Consider the following 12,479-nt stretch of genomic DNA (forward strand, 5'->3'; position numbering starts at 1 on the left):
AGGGTGCCCGGTCAGGCGACGCAACACCGTATGAGGCTTTCGGTGGATGGCTATATTGTGCTGCCGAGGTTTCAGCGGGCGGAGGCGGCGGGTTGTTGCCGTCTTTCATGCCGCCCATACGCGGCGGGCACTTTTTTTCGTCTTTGCGCAGCACTTTGCCGTCGTCGGCGCTGATGTCCACGTCGTGGCGGGTGTCGTTGCCGAGCAGCTCGATTTCATACATGAGGCCGCCGCGTTTGCCTTCGAGGTCGGCTTCGACGGTCTTGGCGCCGGTCTCTTTTTCGGCGGTCTCTATTGCCTGGGCGAGGGTGATGGTGCCCCGGCGTGGCAGTTTGTCTTCGTACTCGCTTTTGCGCGCGGTGATTTCGCCGCTGATGGCGTCAACGCGGATTTCGTATTCCTGTTTGTCGTCGTGCAGGTCGATTTCATAGACGGCGTTGCCGCGTTTGAGTTCGAGTTCGAGGTTGTCGGCGGTGGCGCCGGTGTCTTTTTCGGCGATGGCGATGGCTTGCGCGGCGCTGATTTTGCTTTGTTCCAGCGCGACGACATCCTTGCGCGGGCCTTTGTGGCCGTGGTCATGGTCGTGTCCGGCAAGGGCAGGGGTGCTGCCGATGAGGGCGGTGAGGCCGAGGGCGAGTAGGGTTTTGGTCATTTGGCTAACTCCTGGATTTTGGGTTCGTATCGGCGGCGTGTCTGCTTCCGATGGCGCGCATTGTAGGAGGGCTTTATTAGGCGTGTGTTAGCTTGGTGACGGCGATTTCGATGCGCTCCAGCGCTTCTTCCAGCATTTCGCGCGGGCAGCCGAAGTTGAGGCGGACGAAGCCGGGGGCGCCAAAGTCCGCGCCGTCGTTCATGCCGACGCCGTGTTGTTCAAAAAATTTCTGCGGGTTTTCGACGCCAAGATCGCGCGCGTCGATCCAGGCGAGGTAGGTTGCCTCCACCGGGGTCATGTGCAGTTTGCCGGTGGCGTTGATGCGGCGTTCGGTGAGGGCGGCGTTTTCGCGCAGGTATTGGATCATTTTTTGTCGCCACGGTTCGCCGTGTTCGAGCGCGGCGATGGTCGCGGTCATGCCGAGCACGTTTACGTCGCCGGTCATGCCCGCGCTGACGCGCTGGAAGTCGCGGCGCAGTTCGGGGTTGGCGATGATGGCAAAGGCGCAGGAGAGTCCGGCGATGTTCCAGGTTTTGCTCGCCGCCATCAGGGTGATGGTGCGGCTGCGCTGGTCGTCGCCGAGGCTGGCAAACGGGCGGTGGCGGCTGCCGTTCAGGATAAGGTCGCAGTGGATTTCGTCGGCGCAGACGATGAGGTCGTATTTTTCGGCGATGCTGCTGTAGCGCGCGAGTTCGTCGTCGGTGTGGGCGCGGCCAATCGGGTTGTGCGGGTGGCAGAGGAGCAGCAGGCCGGTGTCGTCGTTGATGTTGGCTTCCAGTGCGTCAAAGTCCGGCACCCAGCGGCCGTTTTCCAGTTTGCAGGGCGAGCCGCTGTCGCTGAAGCCGGGCAACAGCGCCGGGTGTTTGCGCAGGTGCGGATAGACGGGCTCAACGAGGACGGCCCGGTTTTTGCCGTGCAGTTGGCTGATGGCGCGGCTGAAGTTGAGGCCGGGGACGACGCCGGTCAGCGGCAGGATCCAGTCGTCTTCGATGTGCCAACCGTAGCGGTCATGGCAGTGTTTTTTGACGGCGTTGACGAATCGCGGCTGGCGGTAGCCGTAGCCAAAGACGCCGTGGTCGAGGCGGTCGCGCAGGGCGTCAAGGATGGGCGGCGCGGCGAGAAATTCGGTGTCGGCGATCCACATCGGCAGGATGTTGGTGCCGGTGTATTTGTGCCATTTTTCGGAATCGCTTTGGGCGCGGGTGTCGCTGCTGCGTAGCATTTGGGGTCTCCGGTTTGGGTTTGCGGGTTTATGTACGGTCGTAGGGTGGGTCTTGACCCACCAAATTTTTGCGGGTTGTCCGGTGGGGCAAGCCCCACCCTACAGTTTGCTACAGTTTGCTATTTGATTTACATACAGGGTAGCGGGGTTGGTGTATGTAAACGGGTTGGGGATGGTGGCTGGTTCGGCTGTGCGGTGTAATCATTTAATGATGAGGGGGTATTTGGTGGGGCAAGCCCCACCCTACAGGGTTCAAGTTCCGCCGGGTTTTAGCCATTGCCAAATGCCGACGGCGGCCATGATGGCGAGTGCTGCGTGTTGCCAGAATCCGTGCGGGTTGCCGGTAATCCAAAGGGCGGCGGCGGCGATGAGCAGCAGTGTTCCGGCGAGCAGGCGCGGGTTGGTGCGTTGTCGCGCCGGGCGCGGTGGCGGCTGGTCGAGTTGTTGTAGTACGCGGGTGGCGAGCAGCGGCAGCAGCGGCAGGGTTTTGGCGTATTCGTGCGCGTGGTAGCGCATTTGTTTGAGTACGGCGCGCGGCCCGATTTGGGTTTTCATCCACGCTTCGAGTACGGGTTTGGCGGTCGTCCATAAATCCAGCTCCGGGTAGAGGCGGCGGCCTAGGCCTTCGACGTTGAAGAAGGTTTTTTGCAGGAGGACGAGCTGCGGCTGGATGTGCATATTGAAGCGGCGCGCGGTCTGGAAGAGGCTGACGAGGAAGGCGCCGAAGGAGATTTCTTTGATGGGTTTGCCGAAGATGGGCTCGGATACTTTGCGGATGGCGGCTTCGAAGTCGGTGACGCGGGTGTCGCGCGGTACCCAGCCGGATTCGACGTGTAGTTCGGCGACGCGGCGGTAGTCGCGGTTGAAGAAGGCGAGGAAGTTTTCGGCGAGGTAGTGCTGGTCTTCCGGGGTGAGCGAGCCCATGATGCCGAAGTCGATGGCGCAGTAGCGCGGGGTTTCCGGCTGGTCGGTGTAAACGAAGATGTTGCCGGGGTGCATATCGGCATGGAAGAAGCTGTCGCGGAAGACTTGGGTGAAAAATATTTCGACGCCGCGTTCGGCCAGCACTTTCATGTTGGTACCGGCGGCGTGGATGGCGGCTTCGTCGGCGATGTTGGTGGCGCGGATGCGCTCCATCACCATCACGTTGGGGCGGCAGTAGCGCCAATGGATTTCGGGGACGTACAGCAGCGGCGAGTTTTTGAAGTTGGCGCGCAGTTGGCTGGCGTTCGCCGCTTCAAACATCAGGTCGAGTTCGTTGGCGAGCGTGTTTTCAAATTCGCGCACGACTTCGACCGGGCGCAGGCGGCGGCCATCGCTGGTGCAGTTGGCGAGCCGCGCCAGTTGGTACATCAGCGCGATGTCGGCGGCGACGGCTTTTTCGACGCCGGGGCGCAACACTTTGACGACGACGTCTTCGCCGCTCAACAGGGTCGCGGCATGGACTTGGGCGACGGAGGCGGAGGCGAGCGCGTTCTCGTCAAAGGCGGCAAAGACGGCGTCTATCGGTTCGCCCAGTGCAGCTTCGATGATGGCGCGCGCTTCTGCGCCGGGGAAGGGCGGCACTTTGTCTTGTAATTGGCTCAGTTCGGCGAGGAGGTCGGGCGAGAGCAGGTCGGGGCGGGTGGAGAGGGTTTGGCCGAGTTTGACGAAGATGGGGCCGAGGTCTTGCAGCGCGAGGCGCAGCCGTTTGCCGAGGCTGGCGTCGGCGTTGTCGCGGCGGTAATGGGCTGGGTGGAGGCGGGCGAGGCGGCGCAGCCAGCGAAAGGCGCCTTCGTCCGGCAGGTGTTCGTCAAGGCGGTAGCGGATGAGGACGCGCGCGATGTGGTTCATGCGCCGGGTGGAGGCGAGCATTGTGGTCAGTGTTCCGTGGCGAAGCGGGTTTCGAGGCGGGCAAGGCGGGCGGTGAGTGCCTGCACGCGGCGGGCGAAGTCGGCAGCGTCCGCGCGGGTGGCGCAGCCGTTTTCGCTGAGGAAGGCGCGCAGTTTGGCCTCAACCGCTGCTTTGCCCGCTTCGCCGTGGGCTCGCAGGCGGCGCGCGGCGTCGGCAAGGGTGCTGCCGAGGCGTTCGCCGAAGCGCTCGCGGAAGACGGCATCGAAGTCGGGCGCGAGTTCGCCCATGACGCGCTGGAATTGTTGCGCGGCGTGCAGGTCGCCTTCGATGTAGAGTTTGCCGCGCGGCGGCGTGCTGCTGTTTGCCGGTTTTTTGAAGAGCTGGAGAAAGCCGCTCAGGTTGCCGGAAAGACGCACGTCGCAGAGGGTAGCGTGGTCGTCGGAGAAGTGCAGCTCGCCGTCGTGGATTTCGATGAGCCACGGTTGGGCGCGCCAGCCGAGGTCGAGGCTGATACGGCGGCCGTTCAACGCCGCCAGTTTGTCGCGCGCCGCCGGGTCGAGGCGCAGGGCGCTGTTGATGAGGCGCGCCAGCACCCGGCCGTTGATAAAGGTTTCAAGCATGGGGTTTGACTCCTTTGTGGATGGCGACGATGCCGTTGCTCAAATTCTGGTATTCGCAGTCGGCGAGTCCGGCGGCGGCGAACATCGCTTTCAACTCTTCTTGCGGCGGGTGCATCCGGATGGATTCGGCGAGGTACTGGTAGCTGTCGGCGTCCTTGGCGATGAGCGCGCCCATTTTTGGCAGGAAGGTGAAGCTGTACCAGTCGTAGAAGCGGTTGATGACGGCGTTTTTCGGGCGCGAGAATTCGAGCACCAGCACCCGCCCGCCCGGCTTCAGCACGCGCGCCATTTCCGCGAGCGCCTTGTCTTGATGGGTGACGTTACGCAGGCCGAACGCCATGGTGATGAGGTCGAAGCTGTTGTCCTCGAACGGCAGCGCTTCGGCGTTGGCGATGACAAATTCGAGGTTCGCGAGCCAGCCTTTGTTGGTCAGGCGCTCTTCGCCGATTTTCAGCATCGCCGCGTTGATGTCGGACGACACCAGCCGCCCTTCGATGTCCGCGCCCGCGCCTTTGCCGCGCATCCGTTTGGCCAGACGCAGGGTGATGTCGCCCGTGCCTGCCGCCAAATCCAGCACTGCCTCGCCCGGCTTGACGCCGGTCTGCCAGACGTACCAGTTTTTCCAGGCGCGGTGGATGCCCGCGCTCATGACGTCGTTCATCAGGTCGTATTTGCCTGCGACGGAATCAAACACGGCGCCGACGCGCCCTTCTTTTTCTTCTGAATCAATGGTCTCGTAGCCGAAGTGGGTTTGTTCTTTCTCTGTCATTTCTCGTCCCGTGTTTTGCCCTCTGCGGCGAGGGCTTGCAGATAGCGTTGCCAGTAGTCGTCGGCGTTAAGCGCCAAATCGTGCAACGTTTCCCAAGTGTAAATGCCGGTGTGGTGGCCATCGCTGAAGTACAGCCGCACTGCGTAGCTGCCAACCGGCTCGACGCGGCGAATCAGCACCTTGCGCCGTCCCGCAACCAGCGTCCACGCGCCGCCGTGGTTGCGCACCTCGGCAGAGGGCGAGCAGACGCGCAAATACTCGGCGCTGAGCGGGTAAGGCGTTCCGGCAAACGTTACGGTGAGGGTGTCGCCGCCTTTGGCCAGGCGCAATTCTTCAGGCACGGTGGGCATCGAACAGCTCGCGGACTTCATCATGGTGAGAAACGGTGCGCCAGGCGCGCGCCGCCAAATCGGGCATTATCATACCGTAACCCGGCAAAATCAGGGTACGGCAGCCCGCCTCCACCGCCGCCAGCACGCCGGGCGGCGAATCCTCCACCACCAGCAGGTTCTCCGGGGCGACGCCGAGCGCCGCTGCCGCCATTTGATACGGCTGCGGGTCGGGCTTGGGGCGGGCGACATCATCATGGGTAATCACCACATCAAAGCATTGGAACAGCGCCGGGCGGGTGCTGCGGGCAAAATCCTGCTCGACATTGCGGCGGAAATCACCGGTAACGAGTGCCAGCGGCACGCCCGCGCCGTGCAAATACTCAATCAGGCGGTCGGCACCGGGCATGAACGGCGCGCCTTCCACCGAGAAAATCTCGTCGCGCAGCGCGAACCAGTGCGCGATGAAATCATCCAGCGCCATCTCCTGCCCCAGCGCCTCGCCCAGCACCTTGAGATAAACCTCCGGCGGCTTGCCGACCAGCTCCGCAAACAGCTCCGGTTCGATGGGCAGCTTCTCGCGCGCAATCAGCTCGCGAAAAGCGCGGTAAATCAGGCGCTCCGTATCAAAAGTCACGCCGTCCTTGTCGAGCGCGACCGCCTTGATTACAGGCTTCATAACAGCACCTCCCGCACCGCGTCGTGATCGCGGATGATGCGCCGCACCGCCTGCGCAATCTGCGGCGCGGGCTGACGGTCGGCCGCCAGCAGGAAAACCGGACAACCGGCGGCCAGCGCCGCCTGCGCGCCCACATCCGAATCCTCCAGCACCAGCATCGCCTCCGGCGCGACGCCCAGATAGGCGGCGGCGCGCTGATACGGCTCCGGGTCAGGCTTGGTGTTGGCGACATCATCGGCGGTAATCACTACCGAAAACCGCTGCAACAACTCCGGCTGCGGGCAGCGCTGAAAATCGGCGAGGACATTGTCGAGGTCATCCGCCGTCACCAGCGCCAGCGGGTAGCCTGCGGCATAAAGTGCTTCTATCAGCGCGTCCGCCCCCGGCATGAACGGCACGCCGCGCGTGGCGATGATGGCGTCGCGCCGGGCAAACCAGCGGCGGAAAAAAGCGTCCATATCCACATCCGCGCCGAGTTTTTCCTGCAACAGCGCCGCCGTCGCGGCACAGCTCAGTCCGCTGCACGAGGCAACCACGGCAGCGGGGTCGGCAGGCGGACGGGGCAGTTCGGTCAGCGTTTGCAACAGCGCTTCGGCGTAGATGCGCTCGGAGTCGAAGGTGACGCCGTCCTTGTCGAAGGCAACGGCCTGGATGGGTGGGGTCATGGGGTTTCCTCGGGTGATTGGTGCCGGTACGGTTTAGGGCCGTGGTCGCACGACTTGTACCGCGGGCGGGCGCTTGTCGTCCGTTGCCGGGGCGGTGGTGCTGTCGCTGGCGGGTGGTTGCGGGTTTTGGTTGGCGTCCAGCGGGGCAGGGCGGTCGGCGCTGTTGTTGCTGATGTCCACCGCGCTGCCGGTCGGGGCGGGGTCGCTGTCTTCGCTGTTTTCTGGTGTGGCGGGGGCGGTGTCAGTCGCGGGCGGGGTGTCGCCGCTGCTGTCGCCTGCCGGGGTGTTTTCTGTTTTATCGTCGTCCGCTTTGGCGGTCTGGTGCATGGTAATCCAGCGGTCGAGTTCGTCGCTGTCGGCAGCCAGCACGCGGGTTTCTTCGCCGTCCGGGAAGAACAGTACCGGCAGTTCGGCGCGGTCGGCGTGTTCGCCAATTTCGTCACGGATGCGTTTTTGTTTGTCGGCGGCGGCGCTGGCGCAGGTTTCGTCCGGCTTGGCCTCGCTGGCGAGGCTGTAGAGGAGGTAGTCGCGCAGGGCTTCGTTCGGGTTGTGGTGGCAGCGGATGGCGATGGCGCGCTGGGTGGTGCTGTCGTCCGCGGTGTAGAGGTAGCGGTAGAGGGTGACGTCTGTGATGTTGGCGATTTGTTCTTCGAGGGTTTTGCACATATCGCAGTCGGGCGCGGTCATAAGCCAGAGGCGGCGTTTGCCGTCGCCTTTGACTTCTTTCAGGGCGAGCTCGCTGGCAAGCGCGGCAAATTGGCCATCGCCGGGTTTTTTGCCGGGTTTGGCGGGCGGGTCGTCCGCGCTTTTGGCGGCGGGTGGGGTGGGGGCTTCTTCGGTCGCCAGGCCTTTGGCGGCGGCGATGGCTTCGCGCCGTTCGCGGGTGATGTTGAGTGCGTCCGGCACGGCGATGATGTCCGCCTGGAAGATGTAGCCGCCGTCTTTGCTGACGTAGAGGATTTCGTTATTGCCGCCCTTGAAGCTGATTTCGTAGATGTCGCTGGAGAAGGGGACGGTGGCAATGGCGTCGATGTATTCGACCATCGCGGCGGTGTTGCGCCCGTTTTTCAGCGCGGCGATGAGCGCTTCTTGTACGTCGGCGGGCGGCGGTGCGGGCTGGAAGTCGGCGGCGCGGGCGGGGGCGATGGCGAGGAGGATGAGGAGGGCGAGTGTTTTTTTCATGGCTGTTTGCTGTGGTCTTTGTTTTTTTGCGGAGGGGAAGGGCGGCGGCTTAATGCTTGAAACGGTAGATTTCTTCGAGCGCGTCGTTGCTGTCCACCGAGCAATGCAGGTCGCGCAGGCGGCCATCGTGCACGCTGTAGATGAGGCCGTGGACAAAGAGCTGTTGCCCGCGCGCCCAGGCGCGTTGTACTTCGTTGTATTTGCAGACGTTTTTCACCTGCTCGATGACGTTCAGCTCGCACAGGCGGTCAATTTTGCCCTGTTCGTCGGCAAGGGCGAAGTTGGCGCGGTTGCCGTTGTAGATGTCCTTGATGCTGCTTAGCCAGTGGTTGAGCATACCGTGGTCTTTCATGGAGAGCGCCGCCTTGACCGCGCCGCAGTCGTAGTGGCCGCCGACGATGATGTCGCTCACTTGCAGCTCGTCCACCGCGTACTGGATAACGCTGTGGCAGTTGATGTCCATCGCGTGCACGAGGTTGCCGACGTTGCGGTGCACGAAGACTTCGCCCGGCAAGAGCCCCATCACCTGGTTCGCCGGGATGCGGCTGTCCGAGCAGCCAATCCAGAGGTAGGCGGGGTTTTGCTGCGCCGCGAGGGCGTCGAAGATGCCGGGGTTGTCGCGCGCGAAGTCTTCCGCCCAGCGGGCGTTGGCGGCGAGCAGCGCTTCGATGTGCTGTTTTTTCATTGGCCGATGTCGCGGCGCCAAGTAATGCCGTCGAACTGCACTTGCGCGATGGCGTCGTAGGCCTGTTGCCGCGCCTCGCTGGCGGTTGGGGCGACGCCGACGCAGTTCAAGACACGCCCGCCGCTGGTTTGCATTTCGCCGCATTCCTGTTTAGCGCCTGCGATGAACACCAGCCCGTGAAAGCGCGCGCGCTCCAGCCCGGTTATCGGCAAGCCTGTGCGAAATTCGCCCGGATACCCGGCGGAAGCGGCGACGACGCAGCAGGCGTGCGCGTCCTGCCAGCGGAAGGCGCTGTCATCGAGGCGGCGGTCAAGCGCGGCTTGCACCGCGTCGAGCAGTTCGCTTTGCATCAGCGGTAACACCGCCTGCGTTTCCGGGTCGCCAAAACGCATATTGTATTCAAGCAGATAGACGCCGCTCGCGTTCACCATCAGGCCGAAGAAGATGACACCGGCGAAATCCATGCCTTCTGCCTGAATGCCCTTGAGCGTCGGTTCGAGAATGTCGCGGCGAAAGGCGGCCATTTCCGCCGCGCCAAAGCGCGGATGCGGCGCGACGACGCCCATGCCGCCGGTATTTTCGCCAGTGTTGCCCTCGCCGATGGTCTTGTGGTCGCGCGCGCTGACCAGCGGCACGATGGCGCGGCTGTCGCAAAAGGAGAGCAGCGAGCATTCGTAGCCGTCGAGAAATTCCTCAATCACCACTTCCGCGCCCGCCTCGCCAAAGCGGCGCGATTCCATCATCGCCCGCAGCGCGGCTTCCGCTTCAAGACGGTTGTGGCAAATGACCACGCCCTTGCCTGCCGCCAGCCCGCTTGCTTTCACCACCGTCGGGTAGGCGCAATCCTGCACATAAGCGAGCGCGGCATCAAGCTCACGGAAACTGGCGTAGGCGGCGGTTTTCACGCCATATTTCTGCATGAAATCCTTGGCGAAACGCTTGCTGCCTTCGAGCTGCGCCGCCTGACGGTCGGGGCCGAAAATCGCCAGCCCCGCCGCGCGGAAAGTATCAACAATGCCCTCCACCAGCAGCGCCTCCGCGCCGACGAAGGTGAGGCCGACATTTTCCTTTTGCGCAAACGCCAGCAAATCTTCCACGCGGGTGAGCGGGATATTGCGCACCCGCTGCATCGCCGCCGTACCCGCATTGCCGGGGGCGACAAAAATCTGGCCGACGCGCGCGTCCTGCGCGAATTTCCAGGCGAGGGCGTGTTCGCGGCCGCCCGCGCCAATAATCAAAATATTCAGCATGTTATCCTCTTTGTAAAATCAATTTTGTCTCAAACGTCAAATGCCATTTACATACACTTGAGCGCTCAATGTGTATGTAAATCTGTAAAGCAGTGTGTGCGCCGCAATTATAGCGAATCGCCATCCAGCAAACGCGCCACCGTCGCCACCAGCAAGCGGTGCTCCTCCGGCGCAATCCGCGCCTGTAACGCTTCCGCCGTGTCGTCCGCCAATACTGGCACCCGCGCCTGGGCAATGACCGCGCCGCTGTCAATGCCGCTATCGACGAAATGCACGGTGCAACCGCTCTCGCGCTCGCCCGCATCCAGCACCGCCTGATGCACGCGCAGGCCATACATCCCCGCGCCGCCAAACTTCGGCAACAGCGACGGATGCAAATTCACCATTTTTTGCGGGAAACGTGCCACCAGCGCGGGCGGGATAATGCTCAAAAAACCGGCCAACACCACCAAATCACAATCCGGCACCGCCGCATTGAGCGCGTCGGCAAAACCTGCCGCCTTGCGGTCAAGCAACACAAACGGCACGCCCGCATTTTCAGCGTGCCGTCTGCCCGCGCAATCACGGTCGGCAATGACCGCCTTCACTTCGGCGCGAATCTCGCTGCGCGCGACCGCATCGAGCAGCGCTTTCAAATTGCTGCCGCCACCGGAAATTAAAACCACCAAAGATTTCATTGAGAATGCTCCTTGAATTGCAAAGCCTGCTGGAAAAAATTCTCCGCCGCCGATGAATCGGCAAAACGGTCAAGCGGAATAAACCAGGCAACATTACGATTGACATAAAACAGTAAAAATTCCGCATCCAGAATCACGCGCGATACCGCTGGCCAAAAATAAAAAAGGCGCGTGCGTCCCGCTTCCTCCATCAACAAACCTTCAGCGGAAACGGACAAAACAAATTGCCGCCCGTCCGGCGGATCCAACAATGCCCGCAGCATCAAGGAATAATTCCAACGCAAATAGAAAATCGTCAACCACAACAACGCCAGCGACCAAAAAAACAAATGCTGCAAGGCGGCGAGAACCGAATCACGATTGCCTAACCAGGCATCCCATTGCGCCGCAAACGCATCCGCATCCACCGTATCGCCCGGCAAAAAAGCACAGCTTTTCTGCAAGAATGAGGCGATGAGCTGCATATCCGCAAAGAAGCCATAAAACAGCGCGACAAAAAGGACGAGCGCGACCAGCGCGCCCAGCCAGTAACGCCGCTGCAAATCGCGCGGGCGGTAACGACACATCCGCCGACTGGCGCGTCGCTGCTCGCGGCTGGATACCGAAAAAACCATCTGCAAAGCATCATGATGCCTCATGGTGGCTCCGGTAAACATTCAACTGCTGTAAAAAAGATTCTGCCGCGCCCGCATCAGAAAAAGTGCGCAAGGGGATGGGAAATGCTGCGGTTTGATCAATAAAGACCAAAATAAAACCTGAGTCACGCACCACACGCTCCACCGCTGGCCAAAAATACACATTGCGCGAGCGCCCGTCCTCCTCACTACAAAAGCCATCCGCGCCAATAGAATACAAAAATTGCCGTGTTGCCAAAGACCGCACTGCTGCTTGTTTGTGCAAGACTATCTCATAAACAAAAGCGGCAGTAAAAACCAAAGCGCTGGCAATCACCGCGCCCATTGCCCACCAAATATCGCCCATGCCTTCGCCGAAAATTTCCAGTTGCAGGTGGATGCGCTGCATCCGCGAAAACAATATCCACAGGCAGCACAAATGAAATGCCCAACTGGCGATATTCAAAATACGCAATCGCCGCCGGATGGCAGGCGGCAGATAACGCTGCAACAAACGCGATACCGCTCGCTGCTCGGTGGACGTTAAAGAAACCTGAACGGTAGGAACATTTTCAGCCTGCATGGAAACTCCTTGTGCAAGAAGGGGAAATATACATACACCTTAGGCGCTGTTTACAATTGGCCATAGCATGATGATTTCATTCGCAGATTTGGTTAAGACCTGTTTACCATTCAGCCGTAAACACGCCCAAGCCAATGCGGTTGCGTGGCGACGATCTTGTGAGCTACATCATTAGATTGTAGGGTGTGTGCCGCAGGCACGCACGCGTTTGCCGATGTCAAATTCCCGCGTGCGTGTCGGCTACGCCGCCACACACCCTACGCACGGAATCCGCCCGCTGCGGGCGCTGCGCGCCCTGCAGGGGAGGGGGGGATATTCGGCGTAGCAATTCAAATTTGTGTGGATAACCAGGATTTTGAACAGGTTCTCAGTCGCTACCCTGTATGTATAAACCATCCACCGAAAGCCTCATACGGTGTTGCGCCGCTTCGCCGGGCATCCTAAAAAATAGCAAAGCCATTTTTTAGGGAAACCCGCGTCGTACTGGTTGTACTGTCTTCAGCGACGCGCCTTGTCTGCAACTTGCGGTGGATGGCTATAGTACCGGGGTTTGACGGTGGGTGGCGCTGGTATCTTTACCGATGCAGGCAAGTGGCTCGCGGCGGCATGGGCGTTGTCGCTGGCGAGGGTGAGGGCAAGTGCCAATGGTTTGGGGATCATGGCTGTCTCCGGCGCTGTTGTAAGAAAGGCGGTCGGCTTTTCGGCTTGACCGCCTTGGG

The 12,479-nt window shown here is 61.5% G+C and carries 15 protein-coding genes; all 15 read right to left on the reverse strand.

What is annotated here, in order from left to right; genetic code table 11:
• Positions 1–652 (reverse strand): PepSY domain-containing protein (locus tag ACO54Z_RS09040; RefSeq protein WP_485996712.1); only part of this gene is annotated, 652 nt, incomplete at its 3' end.
• Between the two features lie 76 nt (positions 653–728).
• Complete coding sequence (locus ACO54Z_RS09045) at positions 729–1,874, reverse strand: MalY/PatB family protein (protein WP_485996713.1); 1,146 nt, start codon at positions 1,872–1,874, stop codon at positions 729–731.
• A gap of 252 nt (positions 1,875–2,126) precedes the next feature.
• Positions 2,127–3,728, reverse strand: coding sequence for a ubiquinone biosynthesis regulatory protein kinase UbiB (gene ubiB, locus ACO54Z_RS09050; protein ID WP_485996714.1), 1,602 nt, complete (start codon positions 3,726–3,728; stop codon positions 2,127–2,129).
• A 5-nt stretch (positions 3,729–3,733) separates the two neighbouring features.
• On the reverse strand, positions 3,734–4,327 hold the full coding sequence (locus ACO54Z_RS09055) for a ubiquinone biosynthesis accessory factor UbiJ (protein WP_485996715.1): 594 nt from the start codon (positions 4,325–4,327) through the stop codon (positions 3,734–3,736).
• Positions 4,320–5,096 (reverse strand): bifunctional demethylmenaquinone methyltransferase/2-methoxy-6-polyprenyl-1,4-benzoquinol methylase UbiE, encoded by a 777-nt coding sequence (gene ubiE, locus ACO54Z_RS09060; RefSeq protein WP_485996716.1) that lies wholly within the window; start codon positions 5,094–5,096, stop codon positions 4,320–4,322. Before ubiE ends, ACO54Z_RS09055 begins: the two co-directional genes overlap by 8 nt.
• A complete protein-coding gene (locus ACO54Z_RS09065; RefSeq protein ID WP_485996717.1) occupies positions 5,093–5,446 on the reverse strand; it encodes a gamma-butyrobetaine hydroxylase family protein in 354 nt (117 codons plus the stop codon). Before ACO54Z_RS09065 ends, ubiE begins: the two co-directional genes overlap by 4 nt.
• Positions 5,430–6,104, reverse strand: a complete 675-nt coding sequence (locus ACO54Z_RS09070; protein WP_298080672.1) for an HAD family hydrolase — start codon at positions 6,102–6,104, stop codon at positions 5,430–5,432. The genes ACO54Z_RS09065 and ACO54Z_RS09070 overlap by 17 nt, the downstream gene beginning before the upstream one ends.
• Positions 6,101–6,769, reverse strand: coding sequence for an HAD family hydrolase (locus ACO54Z_RS09075; protein ID WP_485996718.1), 669 nt, complete (start codon positions 6,767–6,769; stop codon positions 6,101–6,103). The genes ACO54Z_RS09070 and ACO54Z_RS09075 overlap by 4 nt, the downstream gene beginning before the upstream one ends.
• Before the next feature lie 33 nt (positions 6,770–6,802).
• Positions 6,803–7,951 (reverse strand): thioredoxin fold domain-containing protein, encoded by a 1,149-nt coding sequence (locus tag ACO54Z_RS09080; RefSeq protein ID WP_485996719.1) that lies wholly within the window; start codon positions 7,949–7,951, stop codon positions 6,803–6,805.
• 49 nt (positions 7,952–8,000) lie between these two features.
• Positions 8,001–8,636, reverse strand: a complete 636-nt coding sequence (locus ACO54Z_RS09085; protein ID WP_485996720.1) for a carbonic anhydrase — start codon at positions 8,634–8,636, stop codon at positions 8,001–8,003.
• On the reverse strand, positions 8,633–9,886 hold the full coding sequence (gene purD / locus ACO54Z_RS09090; protein ID WP_485996721.1) for a phosphoribosylamine--glycine ligase: 1,254 nt from the start codon (positions 9,884–9,886) through the stop codon (positions 8,633–8,635). The genes ACO54Z_RS09085 and purD overlap by 4 nt, the downstream gene beginning before the upstream one ends.
• A gap of 107 nt (positions 9,887–9,993) precedes the next feature.
• Entirely contained in the window at positions 9,994–10,563 is a 570-nt protein-coding gene (purN, locus tag ACO54Z_RS09095) for a phosphoribosylglycinamide formyltransferase (protein ID WP_298080667.1), read from the reverse strand.
• On the reverse strand, positions 10,560–11,201 hold the full coding sequence (locus ACO54Z_RS09100; RefSeq protein WP_485996722.1) for a YcxB family protein: 642 nt from the start codon (positions 11,199–11,201) through the stop codon (positions 10,560–10,562). The genes purN and ACO54Z_RS09100 overlap by 4 nt, the downstream gene beginning before the upstream one ends.
• A complete protein-coding gene (locus ACO54Z_RS09105; protein ID WP_485996723.1) occupies positions 11,188–11,760 on the reverse strand; it encodes a YcxB family protein in 573 nt (190 codons plus the stop codon). The genes ACO54Z_RS09100 and ACO54Z_RS09105 overlap by 14 nt, the downstream gene beginning before the upstream one ends.
• A 498-nt stretch (positions 11,761–12,258) precedes the next feature.
• Positions 12,259–12,420 carry a hypothetical protein gene (locus tag ACO54Z_RS09110; protein WP_298080634.1) on the reverse strand — a complete coding sequence of 54 codons (162 nt, stop codon included), beginning with the start codon at positions 12,418–12,420 and terminating at the stop codon, positions 12,259–12,261.
• Between the last annotated feature and the right edge of the window lie 59 nt (positions 12,421–12,479).

Source organism: Cardiobacterium sp. (assembly GCF_057314735.1).

Excerpts from the sequence above, each read along its gene's own strand:
- purD (WP_485996721.1), bottom strand. The coding sequence starts at position 9,886 with ATGCTGAATATTTTGATTATTGGCGCGGGCGGCCGCGAACACGCCCTC.
- ACO54Z_RS09075 (WP_485996718.1), bottom strand. The coding sequence starts at position 6,769 with ATGACCCCACCCATCCAGGCCGTTGCCTTCGACAAGGACGGCGTCACC.
- ubiE (WP_485996716.1), bottom strand. The coding sequence starts at position 5,096 with ATGACAGAGAAAGAACAAACCCACTTCGGCTACGAGACCATTGATTCA.
- ACO54Z_RS09080 (WP_485996719.1), bottom strand. The coding sequence starts at position 7,951 with ATGAAAAAAACACTCGCCCTCCTCATCCTCCTCGCCATCGCCCCCGCC.
- ACO54Z_RS09085 (WP_485996720.1), bottom strand. The coding sequence starts at position 8,636 with ATGAAAAAACAGCACATCGAAGCGCTGCTCGCCGCCAACGCCCGCTGG.
- ACO54Z_RS09070 (WP_298080672.1), bottom strand. The coding sequence starts at position 6,104 with ATGAAGCCTGTAATCAAGGCGGTCGCGCTCGACAAGGACGGCGTGACT.
- ACO54Z_RS09105 (WP_485996723.1), bottom strand. The coding sequence starts at position 11,760 with ATGCAGGCTGAAAATGTTCCTACCGTTCAGGTTTCTTTAACGTCCACC.
- ACO54Z_RS09055 (WP_485996715.1), bottom strand. The coding sequence starts at position 4,327 with ATGCTTGAAACCTTTATCAACGGCCGGGTGCTGGCGCGCCTCATCAAC.
- ubiB (WP_485996714.1), bottom strand. The coding sequence starts at position 3,728 with ATGCTCGCCTCCACCCGGCGCATGAACCACATCGCGCGCGTCCTCATC.
- ACO54Z_RS09110 (WP_298080634.1), bottom strand. The coding sequence starts at position 12,420 with ATGATCCCCAAACCATTGGCACTTGCCCTCACCCTCGCCAGCGACAAC.
- ACO54Z_RS09100 (WP_485996722.1), bottom strand. The coding sequence starts at position 11,201 with ATGAGGCATCATGATGCTTTGCAGATGGTTTTTTCGGTATCCAGCCGC.
- ACO54Z_RS09065 (WP_485996717.1), bottom strand. The coding sequence starts at position 5,446 with ATGCCCACCGTGCCTGAAGAATTGCGCCTGGCCAAAGGCGGCGACACC.
- purN (WP_298080667.1), bottom strand. The coding sequence starts at position 10,563 with ATGAAATCTTTGGTGGTTTTAATTTCCGGTGGCGGCAGCAATTTGAAA.
- ACO54Z_RS09045 (WP_485996713.1), bottom strand. The coding sequence starts at position 1,874 with ATGCTACGCAGCAGCGACACCCGCGCCCAAAGCGATTCCGAAAAATGG.